The sequence below is a fragment of the Paenimyroides aestuarii genome, assembly GCF_024628805.1.
Lineage (GTDB): Bacteria > Bacteroidota > Bacteroidia > Flavobacteriales > Flavobacteriaceae > Flavobacterium > Flavobacterium aestuarii_A.
The window spans coordinates 2,292,577-2,316,196 of sequence record NZ_CP102382.1; the positions used below are offsets into that span (position 1 = coordinate 2,292,577).

Consider the following 23,620-nt stretch of genomic DNA (forward strand, 5'->3'; position numbering starts at 1 on the left):
AATAATTAATTGAAATAAAAAGGAAACTATGAAAAAATACATTTTATGCCTACTATCAGGCTTAACCATATTTATAAGTTGCACCCACAAAGGCGAACCAACAAAACAAGGCGAAATGCTAACGACAGAACAAATGAATGCGTTGGCTAATGACCAATCTATGAATGGAAAGCTGGTTTCGGTGAAGGGATACGCCTCTTTTTGTGGTGTGTTTTCTAGTGTTAAAGGAGGAAAGAAAAGCAGAATGAACATTTATACTGACGGATTTTGCAAGGGAGAAAAATTATTGGATGCCGAAATTTTAATTGCAGATAATCAAACGCCATTAAGTGGTGAGGAAGAGCGGAATCAAGCTATCGTGGATAAGAATTTCTCCAACGAAACAATTAAATTCACAACCGATGATTACCAAGAAGTTTCGAATGGTGAATTGACGTTTAGCGGAACCGTAATCTATAACGGTGCGGATTTTTATTTAGAAAATGTAACCATTCATAAACAATAATATGCAAAGTAAAGGAGCAAAAATTGGGTTCATCGTATTGGTTCTTTTGGTTTTTGGAGGTGCAGTCTTTTTTATGTACGGCCCCAATAGCCATAACGCAAAACAAAAGGCAGAAACCAAAGAACGACTAAAAAATTATGTACGTGCCGAAGCCGAAATTATTACAACCGAATCCAATGGGAGAATTGGAAAAGGTGCGGATGTAATTTATACTGTTCAATTTATGGTAGAAAACACACAATCTTTGAAAACAGCAAATTTTGGAGGACGTGAAGATGGTTGGTCAGATAATAATTACAAAAAAGGAGATAAAGTTGTTTTGTATTATGACCCTGAAAATCCAAACTTAATAGAAAGTGAAATTAAATATAAAGAAGTTTTAAACTATTAATATTAAATAATATGAAAAAAACAATCGTCTTATTTGCTGCGGCAAGTATTTTAACCCTACAAAGTTGTGATTTACTCAATTCGTCTGAAAAATACGATTTGGCACAACCCGAAAAAGTAACCGAATTAAAGACAGAAATCGACAAAAATATCAAAGCTGAGGATTTGGTACATCAAATTAATTTTATTGTAAGTAACCATGATGGATTTAGCAATGAACCCAATGTGGTAAACGTAACGCTGGGAAAACCTGGAGAAGATAAGAAAGTGGAAAGAGTAAGCTTGGTTCTTTCACCCGAAATCAAAGTAGAACGCGAGGATACTGAATACGTGGGGAAAGTGCATTCTATGCCGTATAGCGAATTTGATTTGTCAAAAGTTCCGACGTATATTTCAGAAGCTGCCGCTATGATTCCAGCCGAGGAATATGAATATGCCGGTATTGGCGATTACCGAATACAAGCGCAAAGCGAAGGGTTTTTAGAGCATCATATCGTGTTGCAAGTGACGCCTACAACGGGTGCTACACAAATGAACGGACGCCGTATCGAAACCACATATTACGAAATCGAATACAAAACCGATAAGGACGGGAAGTTGAATATGCTAATCGAAGAAGAGTAAAATGAAATTTCTTTACAAACTTTTTTCGGCATTGGTGGTTTTGGCAACATTTGTCTATTTGGCTTATACCATGTATTTCTTTGATGACTTGAGCGGGAGACAATTTTTCTTGGTCATTTTGATTGCTTCCTTTATGATTGGAATTTTTGGAAAAACCGTCGCTGCCATCATCAGTTTGGTCATTGGATTGCTCGCTGCCATTTTTGTTTTGTGGAGTAAAGATGAAGATGAAAGCGAAAAAATTATCCCTACTAAAAAATTGTAAAACATTTAAAATAAATTAATTATGTCACCAACAATTATCATCATAGTTGCTGTGCTTTTTATAGGATCGTTCATTTATATGCGTTATATGATGAACAAACAAAAGCAAGCAGCACAAAAATATTCAGGAGATGATGCCTTGAATAAAACACCTGAAATGCAACAAGAGCTGATTCCGAAATATTTTTCATCCCTAGAAAAACAAATGCAAGGTGCACCCATAGATGCCTTTACAGAATGTGCACACATCACAACTGTAGGCAATAAAGTAGCTTCTGCTGCAGCCACGGCAGCCAAAACGGTTGCATGGGCAGCGGTTGGCGTAAAAGCGAAGTACCAAGAAGCCGATCATGCCAGTTATTTGGTGTTGAGTGGCGATGAATTACATTATTTATTTTTTGAAGAAGGCGCACCCAAAGAACATTTGATTTTTGACCAAACCAGATTGCTCAATGCGCGTGTAGGAACCATCACCAATGCAGAAAAAGTGACCCGTATGTCGGCCATTGCGCAACAAAAACCGAACAAATTATCAATTGACATTGACGGAAAACCGGTCGATATTTTGTACTATAATGAGGTGAGACGGATGCCTGAAACCACCTTGGCATTTGAGAAAAATGGAATGGACACCCAAGCGAAATTTGGACTATTGGGTCGTTACTTCAAAAAGAAATTCTTTGAGAAATATCCACACTTAAGCAACTAATCCGCCTAAGCCTTTCAAAAGCCTTTGCTTCGAAATTTCGGGCAAAGGTTTTTTGTTTTTGGAGGGGTTTTGTCTAAAAAAAACATCAACCAATATACAAAATAGCCAAAAGCGTTGCCCTTGACTAATGTAGTAAAGGCTTTCAGCCATTTGATACCATATTTCCCTGAAAGGGATATAGAACCCAACCCAATGCATTGGTGGTTGAGAATAAACCTTTAACAATCAAAACACCACAAACAATTTGAAACAAACATTTTTAACCCCAATTTTATGAAAATCAACCTAATCATTCAAATTCTAATTATTTCTATTGCACTTGTATCCTGTTCAGAGAAAGGATTTGAAAAAGCTGAATCCAAATCGGAATATCTAGCCGAAATGGAAAGTCTTTCAGAAGGTTCCTTAAAAAACCAACTTCAAAAAGATGTAGATTTCATTCAAAATCAAGTAGATGAAGTAAGTGGCCTTACCTTTTATTTTACGATGTCTTTTGGCTTTGGTGATGGCGAAATGAAGGAAGAAATAGACACGGCAGATTGGTTTCGTTTAGCTGATGAAGATTCAATTCGATTGGATTTTCAACATATAAAAGATTCAATTTCTACAAAACAGAAATACCAACTTCCAAACTCAACTTTTGATTTTGACTCAGAGAATTATGACTATGATTTTTCCTATTTAGAAACCAATGATTTGCAATATGAAATCAAAGAAATTTATGCCCAAAATAAAAGGTTATCACCAACAAAAATTGGACTTGAACGTGCGGATAGTCTTTTGGTGAAAATTGACTATACGTTTCCCAAAAGTTTGGACACATTGGTTTTGGATAGATCGGCAAAAGATTCGGTTTTGTTTAAAAACCACCTCATCAAAATCGACACCGTTGGTGCAGAAAGAATTGGGCTGAAAATTCCGATGGATTTGTACCGTAAAATTAAAGGAGTACAAGGAATCACTGAAAATGGCATCCCGGTTGATCACAACAGCTACTCGGCTTATCCTGTGATGGGCGTAAATCCCGTCATCATTGGGGAATTAAATTCGACAAAAAATGTAATGAAAGAAGCTCTAAATGCTTCCGGCAAAGAAGAAATACTGAAAATACTGAAGGCAATATCGGAGCCTAGTTTTCTTTATAAAAATAAAATTGGAGCTTATTTGAAAGATCTAAATGATTTGGATCAGTTACAAGACAAGGAGTTTCGTGAAATGGTCAAGGGATATCGTGCATTTGAAAGTAAATACGAAGATCTTCATTGGCCTCTTTATCAAACGGTTGAAATTTCATATCCAAATGAAATCAATGCATTCAACTTTTACCTTTCGGATTCTGAAGAAACACTTTCACTCAATACCATTGCAATCCAATACGAACCACTCGAAGAAGTCCAAATTTTCTATGATCAAACAAAAGAAAAATACGGTTTGATGGATCAACATTCAAAAATCATCATTCCTGCTAACTATGAAAAGTTGTACAAAAAAGATAGTCTTTTTTACTATGAAATGCTAGAAGATGGTTCCATGGGTTACTTTTTGGATTTGAAAAATAAGAAACTGGAAAAACTTCCAGAAGGTGTTGAATTCGTGAAAAATTTAAAAGGAAATTATGCCGTTTTCTCGGACAAAAATAAATACCAAGGCATATTGAAAAACAGAAAAGACGAAATACTTTCATATGCATATGATGGGATTGATTTGGTAGGAAATATATTTGTTTTGAATCGTTCCAAACGGGGGCGAAGTTTTTATGAATTCCAAACAATTGATGGACATAAAATCGAAATTTCAGAAAAAATCACAGATGTTTCGTATTATGAAGGTAACCCAAATGTGGTCATCATTTCCCGAGATGGAAAATTTGGGTTGATTGACAAATCCGGAAAGTTAAGCATTCCGCTTAGCGAAGTTCCAATAGATATGGTGTCACCTGAAATGGTTCATTATAGTGTAGAACAAGGCTATTATGACCTACGTGGTCTCATGGATTTGAAAGGAAAAATACTTGTAACTCCAAAATATTTAGATCTGGGCTATCTTCAAGAGGGACGCATCTTTTTTTCGGTTCTGAAAGAAAACAGAAAACAATTTGGCTACCTCAATTCACAAGGAAAGGAAATTTTGCCAGCAGTGTACACCCAAGCAACTGATTTTTATCAAGGAGCCGCTATGGTAGAAAAAGACGGAAAGGTTTATTTGATCGATACCAACGGAAAGGTACTAAAAACCATGCCTTCAAACCCAGATGGGAATTATATTGATTTCAAAAATGATGGCACCCTTACTATTTATGAAGTAAATGATCATTTTTACGATTCCAAAGGAAATCTAATCCAATAATTTAAACCAATAATTTTATGAAAATCAATCTATCAATAGGCTCAGTTTTATTTTTACTTTTATTGAATTCTTGTGTAGGAAATACAGAAGAATATGGAAAAAAACCGCTGAATTTAGACCAATTTAACTTTGATTTAAACATTGAAAAATTCTTTCAAAATGAGGACATTTTTCGTGGAAATTCAGATTTCAATGTTAGCGTAAACGAAGAATGGATTTCCCAAGATTCAATCGACATGGGGTATATCAATTACTCTACAGGATCCATGAGCCAAGATCGTCCGTTGGCAAAATTTGCGGGAGTATCATTCGAAAGCCTTGGAATCATCACCGATTGGGAAGACGAAAAAGCCATCATGGCGTATGCTAACACAAGTTATGCTACACCACAAAACATCACCAGCATTTTGGATAAATTGATAAAGGATTTTGGAAATCCAGAACTCCATCCAGAAGGATTTAGAGGCGAAGGAGTCAATTTTAAATTCATCGAAAAATCAAAAATCATTACGTTTTCATTGCCCATCAACTATGCGCTTCCAGAACCCGAAAGAAACTATGGCAATTCCTATTATGATGCCCCATCGGAGCCTAAACAAATCTACCTTACCGATGAAATTTATGCAGAAATGAAAAAAATTATGGCAGATGATGAAGAAATGAATTGCTATCTTTTTATCACAACCCCCAGCTTTGATGCAGCATTACAAGCAGCCAATATGTTCTCAGGAGATTTGACACATTATCGATGAAATTGAAGACGTTTTTATGCATTTAGGTTAATTGTAAACAGGGCTCGAAGACTGTAAATGAACACAACCAAACTATCCCTGAAAGGGAAAAAGACCACCAAACCCAATGCATCGCATTGGGATTAGACAGAATAAAAGAAAACGCCCTGAATTGAAAATCGGCGAACCCAAAGAGCAACATAACAAACCAAGCATATGGAGAAATGATATGATAAACCTAAAAAAAAAAATGGAGAACACAAAACTATATTGCCCTTTCAGGGCGCATTTCAACACGATTTATAACACCAAAAGCGTTGCCTTTGGCTGGAGTACAAAAGGCTTTCAGCCATTTGATAACGTATTTCCCTGAAAGGGATATAGAACCCAACCCAATGCATCGCATTGAGGAATTGATAAACATAACCAACCTTTCCCTGAAAGGGAAATAGATCCTAACCCGATGGCAACGCCTCGGGAAGAGATAAACGCAATATAGTTTTCCCTGAAAGGGATATAGAACCCAACCCGACGGCAACACCTCGGGCATAAATAGAGAAAAACAACGCCCTGCAAGGGCAACATAACAAATAAAAAACTATGTCACAATCATTATCGAAAATGTATGTACACATTATTTTTCACACAAAACACAATCAATCTCTAATTCGTCCAGAAATAGAAAACGAGCTTTATGCCTACATCGGTGGAATTATAAAGAAAAACGGTTCTATTCCTATAAAAATAAATGGAACAGAAAACCATATTCATATTCTTACCACAATGTCAAAGAATATTGCTTTAGCCAAGTTTGTAGAAGAAATCAAACGCAATAGCAGTCGGTGGATTAAAACCAAAGGCGAAGCCTATCATCAGTTTGCCTGGCAAGGCGGTTATGCAGGCTATTCTGTAAGCCAGTCAGTGGTAGAAAGAGTGAAAAAGTACATTGAAAACCAAAAGGAGCATCATAAAACCCAAACGTTTCAGGAAGAATACATTCAGTTTTTGAAAGAATACAATGTTGATTTTGATGAAAATTATTTGTGGACAGAATATATTGCCCCTTCAGGGCACAACAACCAACTTGCCTAATAACCAAAGACGTTGCCTTTCGCTGGTATAAAAAAGGCTTTCAGCCATTTGAAACCGTATTTCCATGAAAGGGAAATAGAACCTAACCCGATGGCAACGCCTCGGGAAGAGTATAACCCAATGCAGCGCATTGGGATACCAACCAGTAGAACATCTCAAAAAACACCCTAAAAGGGCAACCTAACAACTGAAAAATATGAAAAACATTACCGTCATCCTTCTCTTGCTTTTTTGGGGCATATCCTTAAAATCGCAAAAAACAGATTTTTACCATCCTAGAAATGAATTAACTCAGTAAGCATCAATCTTACCTAAAACGCAAGTAGAATCCAAACTAATGCAGGGCTTTTGATATTTCGACATGGCAATTTCGTGAATATAAGTAAAAAAGATTCAATAAAACGTTTTTAATATCACCACTTGTTTAAATTTGTTTAAAATAAAATTTTTAAGCCAAGACTTAGCTATCTAATTATAGATGATATATTTCTTGCAGTTAACATTTCAATATATTCGGAAAATTAAATATAAACTTCAATAAAAGCTTTAGTTAAACTATCTTTGCATAACTAAGCGCACAAAAATGAATGTTTTAAAATATGTATTACTATCGGTTTTTATAGCTTTTATCAGTTGTAAAAAGGCTACAGAACTCACAAACGAAAAAATTAATAACCAAATTGAATTTGCCAACGGATTAGAAATACACAATTATGCCGATTTCACAGTTATGAAAGTCACCAAACCTTGGCCAAATGCTGAAAAATCGTTTACATACGTTTGTGCAAAATCAAACAAAGAAATTCCTGATAGCTTATCAAAATATCCTTTTATTCAAGTACCTGTAAAAAATTTGGTTGTGACTTCAACCACCCATATATCATCGGTTGTAGCTTTAAATCATTCAGATAAATTAGTAGGATTTCCCAATTTGAATTATATTTCTTCTGCGATTGTTCGAAAAAAAATAGCGCAAGGTGGTATTCAAGAATTGTCTGACAAGGAAAATCTTAATTTTGAGAAAACAGTTGATTTGCAACCTCAAATAATCGTTGGGTTGAGCATTGACAGTGAAACATCTAAATTCAACCAATTTGAAAAAGCTGGTATTCCGGTTTTGTATAATGCCGATTGGGTAGAAACTTCTCCATTAGGAAAAGCAGAATGGGTGAAATTTTTCGGAGTTTTATTTGATCAACAGCAAAAAGCCGATGAATATTTTAACAATATAGTTTCAGAATACACCAATGCCAAGAAGTTGGTAGAGAATGTTCGCAACAAACCAACAGTTTTAAGCGGCGCTATTTTTCAGGATGTTTGGTATGTGCCACAAGGTGAAAGCTGGATGGCAGCGTTTATTAAAGATGCAGGTGGACATTATTTGTGGAGTCATACAAAAGGTACTGGCAGTTTGTCATTGTCATTTGAAGCTGTTCTAGACAAAGCCTTAAACGCCAATATTTGGATTGGTCCTGGTGAATTTACCACTTATAATCAAATGACGGAAGCGAATAAACACTACGAAAAGTTTGCACCTTATCAAAACAAACAAATTTTTTCCTATTCAATAAAAAAAGGACCAACTGGCGGAATTGTCTTTTATGAAGATGCACCCAACCGACCTGATTTGGTGCTAAAAGATTTTATTTCGATTCTTCATCCGGAATTGCTTTCCAATTATAAGCCTGTATTTATTGAACCCCTAAAATAATGTTTAAAAACTATTTAAAATATCATTTGTTACTTTTAGCATTCGTGGTAATTGCCGCAATTTGCAATTTAATGATTGGTTCGGTTCGTATTCCGGTGCTTGATATTATTGATATTTTAACGGGTAATTTCTCGGGAAAAGTCAGTTGGGAATACATTGTTTTAGAATACCGATTGCCAAAATTAATCATTGCGTGCGTTGTGGGAATGGCACTTTCAATAGCCGGAATGATGATGCAAACTCTTTTTCAAAACCCCATGGCTGAACCTTATATTTTGGGAGTGAGTTCTGGTGCAAGTTTGGGAGTTGCTATTTGTATTTTAGGGAAAAGTTTATTTTCTGCGACTGTTCAAAATTATTTAACCGGAAATGTAGCCATTATCCTTTTTGCTTTGGCAGGAAGCACCTTGGTTATGCTTATTATCTTAGGAATTTCACAACGTGTTCGGCAAATAGCTACTTTATTAATAATTGGTTTAATGTTCAGTAGTTTTACGAGTGCTTTTGTAAATATTCTGGCTTATTTTTCTACTGCCGAAGAACTAAAAAAATTCACGTTTTGGAGTTTAGGTAGTTTAGGAAATATTTCGTGGCAACAAATAGGCTTTATTGTTCCAATCATTTTAACAACTTTGTCAGTTTCTTTTTTGTTAAACAAACCACTGAATACGCTATTAATGGGAGAGCAATATGCAAAAACCATGGGCTTAAACATACAAAAAATAAAATTTTTTATCATTTTAATCACGTGTTTGTTGGTTGCAGTTTGCACAGCTTTTGTAGGGCCAATAGCTTTTCTGGGTTTAGCCGTACCGCATATTACTCGCATTGTTTATAAAACCACCAATCACTTTCAATTGTTTATTGGTAATATCATAATTGGTGCATTGCTGCTTGTGGTGTGTGATATTATTTGTCAGTTACCTGGAGAACAATTTATATTGCCCATCAATGCGGTAACATCCATATTAGGTGCGCCTTTGGTGATTTATTTGATGTTGAGAAGATCTAAAATTTCATAATAACTACTTGTTTATTTGTTCCTTCAATACCAAAACAGGTACATCGGCATGATATGATAACTGCTTGCTTAAACTGCTTGAAAATATCTTTTCAAAAAAGTTTAAATGTCTTTTCACAATACACATTAAATCAATCAGTTGATCATCGATAAAAAAGAAAACGCTATCTTCTAATTTTTCATTTAAAACCGTATGAAAACTTACGTTTGTAGCGTTAAATTCTTTTTTCCAACTATTTAAAACTTCCATTGCGCTTGGGTTTTCTTTTCGCAAAACATGCAACACTTTAACATCTGCTTTCAAAGCTGCTGCAATTTTAATAATTTGCTGCAAACCAGCTTTATCACTTTCGCGAAGCATTGTTGCAAAACCAAAATGATTCAAACGTTTAAATGTTGCTTTTTTAGGAACACTTAAAATAGGTATTTCTACATTTTCCATTACATGAACGGTGTTTGACCCTAATAGTTTTTTTTCAAAACCCGAGTTGCCATTGGTTCCCATCACAATAAAATCAATATGTTCTTCGGTAATTATTTTTTGCAGAATTGTAAGCAATATACCTTCTTCAAAAATAAAAGTGAGTGGTATATCGCCGCAATTCAACTGTTCTGCCACTGCTCGCAGTTTAGGAACCTCTTTTTTATAAGTATCAAAATGATTCAACTCAATAGAAGTGTAAACACTTTGAATCAGTTCTGGTTGACCTGCTGAAGTAGTTGAAATAATAGGCATTTCGTAGGTGTTCAACACATAAATTTCTGCATCAATACTTTGTGCTAATTTCAACGCATATACAAAAGCGTTGCTGGCAGTTTCAGAAAAATCTGTTGGGAAAAGAATCTTTTTCATGGCATTAAGGTTGTTGGTTTTGCTGATAGGAAATTACAAAAAAAAATGTAATCATCAAACTATTTTCCCTAAACAAATAGTCGAAACATTTTATATTGGTAGAATTTATAAACTTGGCGTAACTTTGCTATTCAATTCTTTTTTTATGATTTTAAACGATACAATAGTTGCTTTAGCTTCGGCTTCGGGTGCAGGTGCCATAGCCGTGATACGGGTTTCTGGTCCAAAAGCAATAGAAACAGTTGCAAACATATTTCGTTCGGTGAAGGGTAAGGATCTTTTAAAACAGAAATCGCACACCTTGCATTTAGGTTATGTTGTAGAGAATGAAAAGGTTATGGATCAGGTTTTGGTATCCTTGTTTAAAGGTTCCAATTCTTATACAGGCGAGCCAACCGTTGAAATTTCGTGTCATGGCTCAACATTTATTCAACAAGAAATCATACAATTATTGTTAAGGAAAGGTTGCAGAATGGCCACGGCAGGTGAATTTACCATGCGTTCTTTTTTAAACGGAAAAATGGATCTATCACAAGCCGAAGCAGTTGCCGATTTAATTGCATCAGACAACGAAGCATCGCACCAAATAGCCATGCAGCAAATGCGCGGCGGTTTTAGTAACGAAATAGCCAAATTGCGTGAAGAACTGCTAAATTTTGCATCGTTAATCGAATTAGAACTCGATTTTTCAGAGGAAGATGTAGCGTTTGCAGACCGCACAGCTTTTCGAAATTTAGTGGATCGCATTCAATTTGTACTTAAACGATTAATTGACAGTTTTGCCGTTGGAAATGTGATTAAAAACGGAATTCCTGTAGCAATAGTTGGCGAACCAAATGTGGGAAAATCTACGCTTTTAAATGCATTACTAAATGAAGAACGTGCCATTGTATCAGACATTGCCGGCACTACCCGCGACACGATTGAAGATGAATTGGTGATTAATGGAATTGGGTTCCGATTTATTGATACTGCCGGAATTCGAGATACAAAAGACGTAGTGGAAAGCATCGGAATTAAGAAAACGTTCGAAAAAATAGAGCAAGCCCAAGTGGTTTTGTATCTATTTGAAAGTTTAAAGTTTAAAGTTCAAAGCTCGGAATACATTATAGAAATTGAAAAAATAAAAAATCAATTTCCGTTAAAACCTTTGGTTGTTGTGATCAATAAAATGGATTTGCTTTCAGAAGATGAAATTCAAACGATTAAAAAACAACTTGAACCTTTAAACGTTAAGCTTGAAACCATTTCTGCAAAAAATAAAATGGGCATTGAAGAACTGAAAAACACCCTACTATCTTTTGTGAATACAGGTGTGTTGCGAAACAATGAAACTGTAATAACCAATTCGCGCCATTACGATGCATTGCTTAAAGCTTTAGAAGAAATACAAAAGGTGCAGTACGCGCTAGATATGAACATATCTGCCGACCTTATGGCAATCGACATTCGCCAAGCTTTGTACTATTTTGGAGAAATTACTGGCGAAGTAACAAATGATGAATTGTTGGGGAATATTTTTGCGAATTTCTGTATTGGAAAATAAATATAGTTTTCTTTAGTAAGATTTACTTTCTTTTAGTTGATTATCAAATATTTATGTTTGATAGTCATTTTCTTTTTTATACTTTAGCCATACTTTTGTAACAACTATTGTACAACCGATTGTACAAAGTTTTACATATAAATTTATAAATATGAAGTTTTCTGTTAAACAAAAAAAAATCATCTGAAGGAAAAATTAGTTTGTATATTGAGACGTACAAAGGATCTCACATTTATGAAGAAGGAAAACGTAAACACATCAGAGAATTTGAATTCTTAAAACGGTACTTACATGAAAACCCAAAAAATCCTAAGGAAAAAAAGAAAACAAAGAAGCACTTGAGTTTGCTGACCAGGTTCTAACAATTAAGAAAGCGGTAGATTTTGCAGACTTCTAAAAGCATACAGTTCATTACAGAATAGTTTTCAAATGCGTTTTACTTTTCCAACATTTTCATTCTAATTTCTTCCATAAACACAAATAGTTTTCTCTTCCTTCTGTTGTAACCACTTCGTTCAATTTTAGATACAATCTCAAAAACCTTTTGTTTTTATAAAAATTTGATGTTCAAAGTCAATCGATTTATATTCAGCCAAAATAATGAAGATAGTTAAATTGAAATCAGATAGTTTAGGTTTAACGGGTTTAAAATTAAACTCTTTTAATTTTATATTATAAATTGTTGTCTTTATTTTCGGGAGTATTATAGTATAAAATTCTACCATCAAAAGGTGGTTTATGAATTTCAAATATGTTGTTTTTAGCTTTAGTTAATACAGTAACTTCCTTGTAGGTATTATCGGCTTGAAGTGCTTCAATAGTAAATTTTCTATTTTCAGCATCGATACATGTTGTAATATACACAAAGCCTGTTGGTGTTTTTTTAAAATCGTGTTCGGTGAATAATACGGTTTTCATTTTCTTATTTTTTTAGAAAGATTTCATTTTGCCTGCTAATTTTAATCTATTGGTTTATTCAGTTTAAGTATTATGTTGCTGTTTGCTTGGTGATTTGTAGTTTGTTGATTCGGAGCAGCATCATCAACAGTGATATCTGGTTCGTAAAATAAATCAAACGAGTAAATCCCGGGAGGTAATGGATTTTCATTTGGTTCATAGGATATTTTACAATCCTGCTTTAGCGAATTACCTCTACTAAAAATAACACCGTTTTGTAATTTATTTTGATCTAATCCAAAAAGTTCCACATACACATCAGACTGTGGTTTTTCACTGTTTTGCAAGTTATTGTTCATAGATGATTTGTTTTATTTTGTTAAACTATAATTGTATCGTATAAAATAAATAAGTGTTTGTTAGCTGCTAAATTTTTGATTTTTATTCTTTGATTATATCTTTTAAAGAAGTTTTTTTATTCAATACATCCGATTTTTTTACTACGGTCATATCTCCATTAAGTTCCAATACCACGGCACGTACATCCTCAATTTTCTCAATTTTATAACTCCTGATTTCGGCATAAACTTCCTCTTTTGTAATCAGTTCCTTTTGTAGAGCATCGTTTAAAAATTTTCCATTGTAAAATAAAAGGCTTGGTGTGGAATTAATTACTTTTTCCATTGTATCTGATTTTTTAGCAAGAAAAGCTAATAGGTATTGCAACGAGATGATTATAAAAAGACCGGTTAATCCTTCGGCAATCGATACTTTTAATAAAATAATAGACGATAATATAGACCCAAGTGTTACAGATACCACAAAATCGAATGCATTTAATTTGGCTAATGTTCTTTTCCCAGATATTTTAATGAATATAAAGAGGCTTAAATACGCTATTGTTCCACAAATTAGTATGTGGTACAAACTTTCCCAATTTTTGAAGAATAAGTCTTTCATATTTTAAAAATATTTGTGAACAAAAGCACTACAAAAGAGCGCTTATGAAGGTTTAAATTCATTTGATAGGATACGTTTTTATTACGGAATTCTATATATTGGGAACGATTTTAAAAGGATTAAATGCGTTAATTCCCTCTAATAATTGATCCCGATCATTACAATTGTACCATTTTTTTGTGTTGCGGTCAAAAAAAGATAAAACGGTCATGTACACGTTATTTATTCTCCAATTCACCACATAAACTCCTGATTCTTCAGGCTGATTCTCCGGATATTTGCTCCATCTTGCTGTTGCCATAATGCTACAAATTTTATAATTAATGTTTCCATATTTTTTCTGGATTTACTTAGTCAATACCTAACATCATCTCTCCAAAAAACTAAATTGTATAATAATCTATGGGCAAACAATGTTCCATCTTTGCTTATCTTTTGAGTTATAAGTGATTCATTAAAGTAGCACATTTTAAATGCTTACTTACTTGTGGTTTTTATATACACTTTGAGAAATCTTTACCTATTGTTCTTTTTTGAGTTATTGGTCAATTTATACATCTTATTTAAAAATAGTGCTATTTATTTAATATGATTTTTGATTATTTTATAAATAATTATAATTAAAATTGATTTTTATATTGTATTTTAAATTAATAGTGCTTAAAACTACAATTAGAGCTATATTTTTTTGTTAACTGATTGTTATATAGTTTTTTACATAATAGGTTAAAATGATTTCAATATGTTTTAAACCTTGAACCCCGCCGGATTATTGGATAACAAAAGCGGTATAAATATCGCAAACGTTCAAGAATTATGGTCTCGATTTTGTATTTAAGTAAACTAGAACAGTATTAATTGATTTGTAATAAAAACCACTACCATACTCTTTTTTTAACTAAATATAAAAGTTATGGATACAGATAAATTAAATTGCAACGACAGTGAAATCTTAAGCAATAAATTTGATAAGGAACCTAATTATCTTTCAGGGAAAATCATTGATGGTTTAAACGGAAAATTGTTTAGGAGAGATAAAGTGGCTTATAAACCAGATGCTGACAAAGATAATGAATTGGATTATAATGCTAAAAATTGTTAGTTCTATCGAACCTACCAAAAAAAATATTTTATGAAACAGGATGATTGGCATACTATACCAATAGAACTGAGAAAGCGAGTTCCAGAACAGCGAATAGGAAGGTGTACAGACACTTACAGCAGCATAAAAATTGAAGAATGTAATACTTCAGACGCGGTTTATGCCAGTATAAAAAATAGATTGCTCCATGTGAATAATTGGACACTTTATGCGCATTTAACGAATACTGAATTTATACTATTAGATAAAAATGGTAACAGTTCAGACGGATGGGCAACTGAAGGTTTTTTTATAAAAATTAGATTTTCTAAACTTCAAAAAATACTTTTTGCTCCGTATGATTTTGTACACATAGCCCAACTAGTTAACGAATCAAAAATGGTTGGTGATGCATTAGTTATGCAATTGCGACCGGCACACAACCCCAAGAAAAAAGGAAATGAAATAGACCATTTTTTTACTAGTGAAGCTTCGAATACATTTATATTGTACCGTGATGCTACTAAGATTTATTTATCAATTCATGGAAGAAACGAACAAATAAATCTCAATGTATCACATGTAGCAAAAAAAATACGGAATATCACCCTCGCAACCTTTGGTATTTTAGGTATAAGTAACCTGCAATGGAAATCACTTGCAGAAGGATTGTTAAATTATAAGTAGCACAAAAAATGAATGATATATATATTTTATTATACGATGGCGAATGTGGATTCTGTAATTATTGGGTGAATTGGGTGATGCGTAATGATAAAAAAGGGGTTATCAACTTCGCATCTTTGCAAGGAGATTTTGGACAAAATTTTCTTTCAAAAAACAATTTACCTTTAGATAAATTCAACACCTTGTATTTAATTCACCCAAACGGTAAAACATACAAAAAGTCGGATGCTATTTTAAAAATAGGTAGCTTGTTAAAAGGCTGGTATAAATGGTTTGGTATTTTTAAGATAATTCCCAAAGTAATTCGCGATAAAATTTATGATTTAGTAGCAAAGAATCGAAAGCACATCCGTACTGATAACTGCACACTACCAACAAAAGAACAACGTGCACGCTTTATTAATTAGTTAGTTAAACTTTTTAGAAATTAAACAATAATTAAAAATTAAGAATATGAAAAAGGAACAAAAAACAGAAAACCAAAATTCACAAAATACCAGAATGGTAAGCCCTAAAAGTTCAGCTGCTGAAGGCTTAAGATCCTTGTTTATTGATGAACTAAAGGATATTGTGTATGCCGAGCGAGCGCTCTTAAAGGCATTGCCTAAAATGGCTAATAACTGTAGCAGCATCAAACTTAAGAAAGCAATTGAAACTCATGTAAATGTTACAGAACAACAAGTGGAACGTTTGCGTAAAGTTTTTGATATATTAGATGAATCAGACCGAGGAAAAAAATGTGATGCCATGGAGGGTTTGATTAAAGAAGGAGAGAGTATTTTAGAAGAAACCGAACCAGGTGCGGTTCGTGATGCTGCCATTATTTCTGCTTCACAAAAAATAGAGCATTATGAAATTGCTTCCTATGGTACTTTAGTAGCATTTGCAAAAACCTTAGGCGAAGAGGAAGTAGCCTCTTTGCTAGAAGAAACACTGAACGAAGAAAAAGATGCCGATATAACGCTCACGAAAGCAGCTTATAACGACATAAACTTTGATGCCACTGAGCAGGAATAATCTATACAATTAGATGAATCTCCTTAAATAATCGAGGCTTAGATTAAGTTCTAAGCCTTTTGCTTTCTTACACGCTCACTATCATAAAAGCAATGCCATTAATCTTTTTTATCTAAAAGAATCAAAAGAATAGCCAAATGTTTTCTTTTTCAGTATTAACACTTTTTAGAAAAAACGAAGGATTGCTTTCGGTTAACTGCTTAAAATCTTTATTAAAATGCGATGGATCGTAAAATAAATGATCAAAGGTAAGAGTTCTAAGATTCTTAACATTTTTGGAATGTTTAATTGCCTTTCTAAAACGGTGTATGCTTTTGGCAAAACATATGTTACAGATCGTACAGTAAAAAGCTATAAAGAAGCAATTGTGCCCCAGGTTATCATCAATGATTTATCAAACACAAAAAATGATGAGGTAATAAAAGCAGCTTGCAACTGGATTAGAGAAAACAAAATCTTTTAAGCAACATATTATTGTAAGCTTATGGATTTATTATTGTTTAAATACTTTCGCTGCACTTAATTAATCCATAAATAAAAAGATATATAGCAAAAACCAAAATTTTAAGTGAACTAAAAAGAGGTTGCAGTTAGAAAACATACAACCTCTTAATTAACCAAAAAAAACACTTATGAACTGCAAATATAATCATTTTATATGCATGCATATAATTTTTAACTCATTTTTTTTTCTATCAGCGCAGTAGCTTGAAAAGCAGTAATTAGCTATCTTCACAATACCTGTTCAAAACTACATTTAAAGTGTATTTACATGAAAGTTAGTGTTTTATAATTTTGAAGGTGTAAATATGGATTTTTTTTACCTGCTGTGCATTTAGCAGAAATAAATTTTTATTTTGTTTTAACTTCTTTTAAAACGTAAAAATTCAGATATTGAATCGATAATTGAGAAATTTCAGTTTTAATGCGCTTTCTAATTTTAGATTTTGTTTTAGAAAATTGTAGAAAAGTATATTGATTTTTTCTCATAGGAACGGAGAGTTTAACCTCGAAATAATGGAATAAATCTTCCTGAATATTTTGCTGATGCATCCTCTATTACCAATTAATAAACAGTTTTGGAAGTCATGTTTAATGTAGTTCAGATAGTTTACATCGTAAACATTTGGAAGTGAAAAATCATTCTAATGAAAGATTCCGCTTTTGTAAATTCTTTTAAAATAATTTAGTAGTTTAGAATAAGACTGTTCATGTTTTTAATGAATTGACAATCAAATTAATATAATTTTTTTTAATTTAATGAACATGCTCTTTCCTTTTAAATCTGTAAATACACAATAGGTATAATTTCATAAATTTTGACTTAGCAGATGATGATTTTGATTTTTTTAACAAAAAAAATCTCACCTATTTACGGGTTTCCTCATCATATTTTCCTTTCTTTTCGTTTCTTTTGTATTTTAACATTTAGTATATTTACGGACAACATTAAAACACTATCATTATCACAAATGGCTAAAAAAGTTCAAACAAAAAGTACCGAAGAAATCTTATGGGATTCTGCCAATAAATTACGTGGTTCTGTAGAACCGTCTGAATACAAACACGTGGTTTTGAGTCTCATCTTCCTCAAATTTGCGAATGATAAATTTCTGAGACGAAGACAAGAACTCATCAACGAACACAAAGAAGCTTTTTTGGATATTCCCGAATTTTATCAGGCGGAAAATGTGTTTTACCTCCCGTCAGCCTCCCGTTGGTCTTTTATCATCGAGAACGCAAAACAAGAAGATATTACGTTGAAAATTGATTCTGCACTGAAAACCATTGAACGCACCAATAAATCTTTGGAAGGCGCTTTGCCCGACAATTATTTTTCACGCTTAGGTTTGGATCAGTCTAAGTTTTCGGCTTTGTTGGATACCATAAACAATATTGATACGCTAAAAGATGAAGCGCAAGATATTGTGGGGCGTGTGTATGAATATTTCCTGAGCAAATTTGCGATAGCCGAAGGAAAAGGAAAAGGTGAATTCTACACGCCAAAAAGCATTGTGAACCTGATTGCCGAAATGATTGAACCTTACAAAGGAAAAATCTACGATCCTTCTTGCGGTTCGGGTGGTATGTTTGTGCAATCGTTGAAGTTTATTGAAAAACATCAGGGAAACAAAAAAGATATTTCCATTTATGGACAAGAACTGACCAATACCACATTTAAACTGGCAAAAATGAACCTTGCCATTCGTGGCATTTCTGCTAATTTAGGCAATAAAGCAGCCGATACTTTTGGCGATGACCAGCACAAAGAGTTGAAAGCCGACTACATCATGGCAAATCCGCCTTTTAATTTAAAAGATTGGCGTGCTGAAAACGAATTAACAGACGATGCACGTTGGGCAGGATACGAAGTACCGCCAAAGTCTAATGCTAATTATGCATGGATTTTGACCATGATTTCAAAGTTGTCTCAAAATGGAGTTGCCGGATTTATCTTGGCGAACGGTGCACTTTCTGGCGGTGGCGAAGAATATAAAATCCGTAAACAGATTATCGAAAATGATTTGGTGGAAGCTATTGTGATTTTACCACGAGCAATGTTTTATTCTACCGATATTTCGGTTACGCTTTGGATTCTGAACCGCAATAAAAACGAAAGAACGTTTGAAGTGAATGACGGCATTAAAAATTACCGTAACCGCAAAGGCGAAGTGCTGTTTATGGATTTGCGCCAAAAAGGAGAACCATTTGAGAAGAAGTTTGTTCAGTTTGGCGAAGAAGAAATTACAGCAATAGCAACTCATTACCACAATTGGCAACAGCAAAATTGGAAAGAAACCTATCAGGATATTCCTGAATATTCATACAGTGCCAGTCTGGAAGACATCCGTAAAAAAGATTATTCGCTAGTACCTAGTAAATACATTGAGTTTGTAAACCGTGATGAAAACATAGATTACGATACCCAAATGCAAAGTTTACAAAGCGAATTAAAAGACTTGTTTCAGCAAGAAGAAGCATTAAAACACGAAGTTTATAATGTATTTAAAACTTTGGGATATGAGTTATAAAAAGCTAGGAAAATATATTAAATTAATAGATAATCGGAATAGGGATTTATCAGATGCCCCACTATTAGGAGTTTCTGTGCAAAAAAGATTCATAACATCAGTAGCCAATACAATTGGGTCCGATATGTCAAAATATAAATTGATTGAGAAAAATAACTTCGTTTATATACCAGATACATCTAGGAGAGGCGATAAAATAGGTATAGCATTATTAAAAGATTTTGATGAGGCTATGATTTCTCAGGCTTATACCAGTTTTAAAATTATTGATGAAAATGAACTCTCTCCTGATTATTTGATGATGTGGTTCTCACGACCAGAATTTGATCGATATGCGAGATACCATTCTATTGGAAGTGTTAGAGAAGTTTTTGATTGGAAAGATATGTGTGAAGTTGAATTACCTATTCCGAGCATCGAAGAACAGCGAAAGATTGTGGCGCAATACCAAAGCATCGCCAACAAAATAAAAGTCAACGAGCAGATTTGCGAAAAACTGGAAGCCACTGCGCAGGCTTTGTATAAACATTGGTTTGTAGATTTTGAGTTTCCAAGCCCCCTAACCCCCAATGGGGGAATAGTGCCGTATAAATCTTCTGGTGGAAAGATGGTTTGGAATGAAGAACTTGGGAAGGAGATTCCGGAGGGGTGGGAAGTTGGAAAGTTGGAAACAGTTTCTAATTTGAAATACGGTAAAATGTTAGATTCTGATAAATTCCTGACTGCTGGATATCCTGTCTTTTCAGGATATGGAGTTCGAGGATATTATTCAGAGTATATGTACGAAGAACCTCAGATTCTTGTTTTGTGTCGAGGAGTTAGTGGAACAGGAGAAGTAAAATTATCACCAAATTTTTCCTATATAACTAATCTTAGTATAGTCGTCGAATTACAAGAAAATGTTATGAGTAAGTTTTTTACTTATTATTATTTGAAAAATGATGATTTAAGAACCTTAGATAGTGGCTCTGCTCAATCTATGATTACAACGGGAGATTTGTATTTTAGAAATATTTTAAAACCAAAATATACTATCCAAGTACAGTTCGATAATCAAATTTCAAAACTGCATAATTGTAAGGAAATTTTAAAAAGACAAAACCAAAAACTCGCACAACTACAAAGTTTGTTGTTGTCACGTTTGGCGGTTGGGGAGGAAGAAAAGAAAAAGATAGCGGTGTAATGGCGAATTGCAATTCGCCCCAACCGCCCTCAACCGCCCCGACGGAAAAAACTAAAACTGATAACTATTGAAAACTAAAATATTATGATTAATTCGATTACTTTAAAAGGAGTTGCTACTTACGACCCAACAGATGGAGTATTAATTGATAATTTAAAAAAAGTAAATTTCTTATACGGAACAAACGGATGTGGGAAAACTACTTTGTCAAATTTTTTACAAGAATCTGCTAATCCAAAATTTATGAATTGTAAAGTCTCGTGGAAAGATGAGCAACCCATTACGACTTTAGTGTATAATAAAGCCTTTAGAGAACATAATTTCGGGAAAGGAAATATAAATGGAATCTTTACTTTGGGACAAGCAACCACAGATGAAATAAAAGTAATAGAAGAAAAACAAGAAGAATTAAAGAAGTTAAAAGATGAAGGTACAAAAATAAAGGATACCCTTAAAGTTCAGATTGACAAAAAAAACAAAGTAGAAAAAGAATTCACTGAGGAATGCTGGAAAAAAATATACAAAAAGTACGAGAAAGAATTTAAAGATGCTTTTGTAGGTTCAATGAAATCTGGAGAATTATTTAAAACTAGATTTTTAAAAGAATTTTCAAGCAATACTGCCAATTTAGAAAGTATAGAATTATTAAGAGAAAAAGCAAAAACTATATTTGGAGAAGTTCCTCAAAAAATAATACCAATTAATGATTTTAGTTATGAAAATATTTTATTTATTGAAAAGGACTCAATTTGGAATAAAATAATAGTTGGAAAAGCAGATGTAGATATAGCTAAATTAATTCAGAAGTTAAATATCAATGATTGGGTAAATGAAGGTAGAAATTATATAGAGGAAGATGAAACTTGTCCATTCTGTCAGCAACAGACAATAACAGAAGATTTTAGGAATCAGTTAGAAAGTTTCTTTGATGAAGTGTATGTAAATGATTTAAAAAAGATAAAAGACTTAAAGCAAGAATATAATAACAGTAATGAAAACATTATTAATGAACTGAATTCTATTGAAACAGAGCATAAGAATCTAAAAGGCTCTAAGTTGGACATTAATAAATTTTCCGCATACCTAAAAACGTTAATTAGTCAAAATACTACTAATAATGAACTTCTAAATAGTAAAATAAAAGAACCTAGTCGTAAAATAGAACTTGTTTCGCTTAAAGAGCAATTAGATTTAATTAAAAAACTGATTGATACTGCAAATCAAGAAATTAAAAAACACAATGAAATAGTAGAGAATTTTATTTCAGAGAAAAACAAGTTAATTCAGGAGATATGGAAATTTCTAGTTGAGGAATTTAGGGTTGATATTACAAAGTATAATTCAAATATTACTGGACTTGATAGCGGAATATCAAAATTAGAAGCAAATAGGACTTTAAAGTTAGAAGCATATAAAGCACTAAAAAGTGAAATTACAAAGCTTAGCAAAAACGTTACAAGTATTCAACCAACAGTAGATGAAATAAACAAACTTTTAAAGGCATACGGATTTTTAAATTTTAAAATTGTACCCGCAACTGAAGATGGCTTTTATCAAATACAGAGAGAAGATGGCGAAATAGCAGAAACAACTTTAAGCGAGGGTGAAATTACTTTTATTACTTTCCTTTATTACTTACAACTTGCGAAAGGAGGACTTGATGAAAATACAGTAAATGATGACCGTATTTTGGTAATCGATGATCCAATATCAAGTTTAGATAGTAATGTTTTATTTGTCGTAAGTACATTAATTAAAGAAATATTAAAAGAAGTACGAAACGATATTGGTAGTATTAAACAAGTGATTCTCTTAACCCATAATATTTATTTTCATAAAGAAGCATCCTTCGAAGGTATTAATAGAGGTAAGGGAGAGAAAAATCAATATTATATACTTCGAAAAGTAAACTCCGTTACTAAATCGTATTCATACTTAGACAAAAATCCAATTTCTTCTTCTTATGAATTATTGTGGAATGAAATAAAGGATTACGAAAAGAATTCAGGTATTACTGTTCAAAATGCAATGAGAAGAGTAATCGAAAATTACTTTAGTATTTTAGGAAACAAAAGAGATGAGACATTGTTGTCAAAATTCCCTAATCCGCAAGAAAAGGAAATTTTCAGATCATTGTTAAGTTGGATAAACGAGGGATCGCATACATTACCAGATGATTTATACGTTGAGCTGCCAGATCAATCTATAGAAACATATTTAAAAGTGTTTAAGGAAATATTTCTTTATACTCATAATATTGGTCACTATAATATGATGATGGGTATTGAAGAAAATGAAGATATTTATTAAATCCTATTTTGAATTAATTAGCTTCCGATTAGAAAAATAAAAATGCCAAACTACAATCCCCAAAAACACCATCGCCGTTCGATACGTTTACAAGGTTATGATTATAGCCAGGAAGGATTGTATTTTATCACGATTTGTTGTCAGGATAGAGCGCATTTGTTTGGGAAGGTTGTAAGCGGAGAAATGATATTGAACAGTTATGGAGAAATAGCACAAAAAGAGTGGCGAAATACAAGTGCAATTAGAGATAATGTTTTGTTGCACGAATTTGTCGTGATGCCTAATCATTTTCATTCAATCATAGAAATAAAATTTCAAAAAGGAAATAATGAGATTGGGAAATTTCAATCGCCATCACAAACGGTGGGAGCAATTATCAGAGGATATAAAATAGCAACGATAAAAAAAATAAAAGATTATATTTTAAATATAGGCGAAAAATCTTCAGGAAGAACGAGCGAAAAAATAAACAGTACGGGCGAATTGCAATTCGCCCCAATCGCCCCAACAGAAAAGATAAAAGAATTAGATTTTAAGATTTGGCAAAGGAATTATTATGAGCATATTATCAGAAGCGAACAGGCTTACGAAAGAATTTCTGACTATATTAGAAATAATCCGAAACGCTGGAACGATGATAAATTTTATTGAATATAATAAT

The 23,620-nt window shown here is 33.1% G+C and carries 26 protein-coding genes and 2 pseudogenes; 21 read left to right on the top strand and 7 right to left on the bottom strand.

Annotated elements, in window-relative coordinates:
• The first annotated feature begins 28 nt into the window (after nt 1–28).
• The 10 genes from NPX36_RS11130 to NPX36_RS11175 all read left to right on the top strand — a co-directional run bounded on the left by NPX36_RS11130 (nt 29) and on the right by NPX36_RS11175 (nt 9,394).
• Nucleotides 29–505, top strand: coding sequence for a hypothetical protein (locus NPX36_RS11130; protein WP_257498781.1), 477 nt, complete (start codon nt 29–31; stop codon nt 503–505).
• A 1-nt stretch (nt 506) separates the two neighbouring features.
• The gene (locus tag NPX36_RS11135; RefSeq protein ID WP_257498782.1) at nt 507–896 is read left to right on the top strand and encodes a DUF3592 domain-containing protein; all 390 of its coding nucleotides are present in this window, start codon (nt 507–509) and stop codon (nt 894–896) included.
• Between the two features lie 11 nt (nt 897–907).
• Complete coding sequence (locus NPX36_RS11140) at nt 908–1,519, top strand: hypothetical protein (RefSeq protein ID WP_257498783.1); 612 nt, start codon at nt 908–910, stop codon at nt 1,517–1,519.
• Between the two features lies 1 nt (nt 1,520).
• Nucleotides 1,521–1,784: a hypothetical protein gene (locus tag NPX36_RS11145; RefSeq protein WP_257498784.1), complete on the top strand. Its 264-nt coding sequence runs from the start codon at nt 1,521–1,523 to the stop codon at nt 1,782–1,784.
• 21 nt (nt 1,785–1,805) lie between these two features.
• Nucleotides 1,806–2,492 carry a hypothetical protein gene (locus tag NPX36_RS11150; RefSeq protein WP_257498785.1) on the top strand — a complete coding sequence of 229 codons (687 nt, stop codon included), beginning with the start codon at nt 1,806–1,808 and terminating at the stop codon, nt 2,490–2,492.
• A gap of 273 nt (nt 2,493–2,765) precedes the next feature.
• Nucleotides 2,766–4,838, top strand: coding sequence for a WG repeat-containing protein (locus tag NPX36_RS11155; protein ID WP_257498786.1), 2,073 nt, complete (start codon nt 2,766–2,768; stop codon nt 4,836–4,838).
• Between the two features lie 17 nt (nt 4,839–4,855).
• Nucleotides 4,856–5,590, top strand: coding sequence for a hypothetical protein (locus tag NPX36_RS11160; RefSeq protein WP_257498787.1), 735 nt, complete (start codon nt 4,856–4,858; stop codon nt 5,588–5,590).
• A 579-nt stretch (nt 5,591–6,169) separates the two neighbouring features.
• A complete protein-coding gene (gene tnpA, locus NPX36_RS11165; protein ID WP_257498788.1) occupies nt 6,170–6,661 on the top strand; it encodes an IS200/IS605 family transposase in 492 nt (163 codons plus the stop codon).
• A gap of 583 nt (nt 6,662–7,244) precedes the next feature.
• A complete protein-coding gene (locus NPX36_RS11170; protein WP_257498789.1) occupies nt 7,245–8,372 on the top strand; it encodes an ABC transporter substrate-binding protein in 1,128 nt (375 codons plus the stop codon).
• Nucleotides 8,372–9,394: an iron ABC transporter permease gene (locus NPX36_RS11175; protein ID WP_257498790.1), complete on the top strand. Its 1,023-nt coding sequence runs from the start codon at nt 8,372–8,374 to the stop codon at nt 9,392–9,394. Before NPX36_RS11170 ends, NPX36_RS11175 begins: the two co-directional genes overlap by 1 nt.
• Before the next feature lie 3 nt (nt 9,395–9,397).
• Here NPX36_RS11175 and NPX36_RS11180 read toward each other — a convergent pair whose 3' ends face one another.
• On the bottom strand, nt 9,398–10,246 hold the full coding sequence (locus NPX36_RS11180) for a universal stress protein (RefSeq protein WP_257498791.1): 849 nt from the start codon (nt 10,244–10,246) through the stop codon (nt 9,398–9,400).
• A 145-nt stretch (nt 10,247–10,391) separates the two neighbouring features.
• On the opposite strand from NPX36_RS11180, the gene mnmE reads away from it, so the two are divergent.
• Together mnmE and NPX36_RS11190 are read left to right on the top strand one after the other, a co-directional pair.
• A complete protein-coding gene (mnmE, locus tag NPX36_RS11185) occupies nt 10,392–11,792 on the top strand; it encodes a tRNA uridine-5-carboxymethylaminomethyl(34) synthesis GTPase MnmE (protein ID WP_257498792.1) in 1,401 nt (466 codons plus the stop codon).
• Nucleotides 11,793–11,953: 161 nt separating this feature from the next.
• A complete protein-coding gene (locus NPX36_RS11190) occupies nt 11,954–12,154 on the top strand; it encodes a hypothetical protein (protein ID WP_257500745.1) in 201 nt (66 codons plus the stop codon).
• A gap of 11 nt (nt 12,155–12,165) precedes the next feature.
• Here NPX36_RS11190 and NPX36_RS14425 read toward each other — a convergent pair.
• From NPX36_RS14425 to NPX36_RS11210, 5 genes and pseudogenes are all read right to left on the bottom strand, one after another.
• Nucleotides 12,166–12,517 (bottom strand): annotated as a pseudogene (locus tag NPX36_RS14425) (IS982 family transposase); the annotation flags it as partial.
• Nucleotides 12,465–12,710, bottom strand: coding sequence for a hypothetical protein (locus NPX36_RS11195; RefSeq protein WP_257498794.1), 246 nt, complete (start codon nt 12,708–12,710; stop codon nt 12,465–12,467). The pseudogene NPX36_RS14425 and the gene NPX36_RS11195, both read right to left, overlap by 53 nt.
• Before the next feature lie 41 nt (nt 12,711–12,751).
• On the bottom strand, nt 12,752–13,048 hold the full coding sequence (locus tag NPX36_RS11200) for a hypothetical protein (protein ID WP_257498795.1): 297 nt from the start codon (nt 13,046–13,048) through the stop codon (nt 12,752–12,754).
• A gap of 82 nt (nt 13,049–13,130) precedes the next feature.
• Entirely contained in the window at nt 13,131–13,649 is a 519-nt protein-coding gene (locus NPX36_RS11205) for a DUF421 domain-containing protein (RefSeq protein WP_257498796.1), read from the bottom strand.
• Between the two features lie 91 nt (nt 13,650–13,740).
• The gene (locus NPX36_RS11210) at nt 13,741–13,950 is read right to left on the bottom strand and encodes a hypothetical protein (RefSeq protein WP_257498797.1); all 210 of its coding nucleotides are present in this window, start codon (nt 13,948–13,950) and stop codon (nt 13,741–13,743) included.
• Between the two features lie 612 nt (nt 13,951–14,562).
• On the opposite strand from NPX36_RS11210, the gene NPX36_RS11215 reads away from it, so the two are divergent.
• The 5 genes from NPX36_RS11215 (at nt 14,563) to NPX36_RS11235 (ending at nt 16,897) form a co-directional block, all read left to right on the top strand.
• Nucleotides 14,563–14,751 (top strand): hypothetical protein, encoded by a 189-nt coding sequence (locus NPX36_RS11215; protein WP_257498798.1) that lies wholly within the window; start codon nt 14,563–14,565, stop codon nt 14,749–14,751.
• A 30-nt stretch (nt 14,752–14,781) separates the two neighbouring features.
• The gene (locus tag NPX36_RS11220) at nt 14,782–15,417 is read left to right on the top strand and encodes a hypothetical protein (RefSeq protein ID WP_257498799.1); all 636 of its coding nucleotides are present in this window, start codon (nt 14,782–14,784) and stop codon (nt 15,415–15,417) included.
• 8 nt (nt 15,418–15,425) lie between these two features.
• Nucleotides 15,426–15,824, top strand: coding sequence for a thiol-disulfide oxidoreductase DCC family protein (locus NPX36_RS11225; protein ID WP_257498800.1), 399 nt, complete (start codon nt 15,426–15,428; stop codon nt 15,822–15,824).
• Between the two features lie 46 nt (nt 15,825–15,870).
• Complete coding sequence (locus NPX36_RS11230; RefSeq protein ID WP_257498801.1) at nt 15,871–16,434, top strand: YciE/YciF ferroxidase family protein; 564 nt, start codon at nt 15,871–15,873, stop codon at nt 16,432–16,434.
• 280 nt (nt 16,435–16,714) lie between these two features.
• The gene (locus NPX36_RS11235; protein ID WP_257498802.1) at nt 16,715–16,897 is read left to right on the top strand and encodes a hypothetical protein; all 183 of its coding nucleotides are present in this window, start codon (nt 16,715–16,717) and stop codon (nt 16,895–16,897) included.
• Between the two features lie 372 nt (nt 16,898–17,269).
• Here NPX36_RS11235 and NPX36_RS14430 read toward each other — a convergent pair.
• Nucleotides 17,270–17,600 (bottom strand): annotated as a pseudogene (locus tag NPX36_RS14430) (IS982 family transposase); the annotation flags it as partial.
• A 306-nt stretch (nt 17,601–17,906) separates the two neighbouring features.
• On the opposite strand from NPX36_RS14430, the gene NPX36_RS11240 reads away from it, so the two are divergent.
• From NPX36_RS11240 to NPX36_RS11255, 4 genes are all read left to right on the top strand, one after another.
• A complete protein-coding gene (locus NPX36_RS11240) occupies nt 17,907–19,466 on the top strand; it encodes a type I restriction-modification system subunit M (RefSeq protein WP_257498803.1) in 1,560 nt (519 codons plus the stop codon).
• Entirely contained in the window at nt 19,456–20,649 is a 1,194-nt protein-coding gene (locus NPX36_RS11245) for a restriction endonuclease subunit S (protein ID WP_257498804.1), read from the top strand. Before NPX36_RS11240 ends, NPX36_RS11245 begins: the two co-directional genes overlap by 11 nt.
• Nucleotides 20,650–20,733: 84 nt before the next feature.
• Nucleotides 20,734–22,959, top strand: a complete 2,226-nt coding sequence (locus tag NPX36_RS11250; protein ID WP_257498805.1) for an AAA family ATPase — start codon at nt 20,734–20,736, stop codon at nt 22,957–22,959.
• A gap of 42 nt (nt 22,960–23,001) precedes the next feature.
• Nucleotides 23,002–23,610: a transposase gene (locus tag NPX36_RS11255; protein WP_257498806.1), complete on the top strand. Its 609-nt coding sequence runs from the start codon at nt 23,002–23,004 to the stop codon at nt 23,608–23,610.
• Nucleotides 23,611–23,620 lie beyond the last annotated feature (10 nt).

Coding starts and splice junctions, on each gene's coding strand:
- NPX36_RS11130 (WP_257498781.1), top strand. CDS start 29: ATGAAAAAATACATTTTATGCCTACTATCAGGCTTAACCATATTTATA.
- NPX36_RS11135 (WP_257498782.1), top strand. CDS start 507: ATGCAAAGTAAAGGAGCAAAAATTGGGTTCATCGTATTGGTTCTTTTG.
- NPX36_RS11140 (WP_257498783.1), top strand. CDS start 908: ATGAAAAAAACAATCGTCTTATTTGCTGCGGCAAGTATTTTAACCCTA.
- NPX36_RS11145 (WP_257498784.1), top strand. CDS start 1,521: ATGAAATTTCTTTACAAACTTTTTTCGGCATTGGTGGTTTTGGCAACA.
- NPX36_RS11150 (WP_257498785.1), top strand. CDS start 1,806: ATGTCACCAACAATTATCATCATAGTTGCTGTGCTTTTTATAGGATCG.
- NPX36_RS11155 (WP_257498786.1), top strand. CDS start 2,766: ATGAAAATCAACCTAATCATTCAAATTCTAATTATTTCTATTGCACTT.
- NPX36_RS11160 (WP_257498787.1), top strand. CDS start 4,856: ATGAAAATCAATCTATCAATAGGCTCAGTTTTATTTTTACTTTTATTG.
- tnpA (WP_257498788.1), top strand. CDS start 6,170: ATGTCACAATCATTATCGAAAATGTATGTACACATTATTTTTCACACA.
- NPX36_RS11170 (WP_257498789.1), top strand. CDS start 7,245: ATGAATGTTTTAAAATATGTATTACTATCGGTTTTTATAGCTTTTATC.
- NPX36_RS11175 (WP_257498790.1), top strand. CDS start 8,372: ATGTTTAAAAACTATTTAAAATATCATTTGTTACTTTTAGCATTCGTG.
- NPX36_RS11180 (WP_257498791.1), bottom strand. CDS start 10,246: ATGAAAAAGATTCTTTTCCCAACAGATTTTTCTGAAACTGCCAGCAAC.
- mnmE (WP_257498792.1), top strand. CDS start 10,392: ATGATTTTAAACGATACAATAGTTGCTTTAGCTTCGGCTTCGGGTGCA.
- NPX36_RS11195 (WP_257498794.1), bottom strand. CDS start 12,710: ATGAAAACCGTATTATTCACCGAACACGATTTTAAAAAAACACCAACA.
- NPX36_RS11200 (WP_257498795.1), bottom strand. CDS start 13,048: ATGAACAATAACTTGCAAAACAGTGAAAAACCACAGTCTGATGTGTAT.
- NPX36_RS11205 (WP_257498796.1), bottom strand. CDS start 13,649: ATGAAAGACTTATTCTTCAAAAATTGGGAAAGTTTGTACCACATACTA.
- NPX36_RS11210 (WP_257498797.1), bottom strand. CDS start 13,950: ATGGCAACAGCAAGATGGAGCAAATATCCGGAGAATCAGCCTGAAGAA.
- NPX36_RS11215 (WP_257498798.1), top strand. CDS start 14,563: ATGGATACAGATAAATTAAATTGCAACGACAGTGAAATCTTAAGCAAT.
- NPX36_RS11220 (WP_257498799.1), top strand. CDS start 14,782: ATGAAACAGGATGATTGGCATACTATACCAATAGAACTGAGAAAGCGA.
- NPX36_RS11225 (WP_257498800.1), top strand. CDS start 15,426: ATGAATGATATATATATTTTATTATACGATGGCGAATGTGGATTCTGT.
- NPX36_RS11230 (WP_257498801.1), top strand. CDS start 15,871: ATGAAAAAGGAACAAAAAACAGAAAACCAAAATTCACAAAATACCAGA.
- NPX36_RS11235 (WP_257498802.1), top strand. CDS start 16,715: ATGTTTAATTGCCTTTCTAAAACGGTGTATGCTTTTGGCAAAACATAT.
- NPX36_RS11240 (WP_257498803.1), top strand. CDS start 17,907: ATGGCTAAAAAAGTTCAAACAAAAAGTACCGAAGAAATCTTATGGGAT.
- NPX36_RS11245 (WP_257498804.1), top strand. CDS start 19,456: ATGAGTTATAAAAAGCTAGGAAAATATATTAAATTAATAGATAATCGG.
- NPX36_RS11250 (WP_257498805.1), top strand. CDS start 20,734: ATGATTAATTCGATTACTTTAAAAGGAGTTGCTACTTACGACCCAACA.
- NPX36_RS11255 (WP_257498806.1), top strand. CDS start 23,002: ATGCCAAACTACAATCCCCAAAAACACCATCGCCGTTCGATACGTTTA.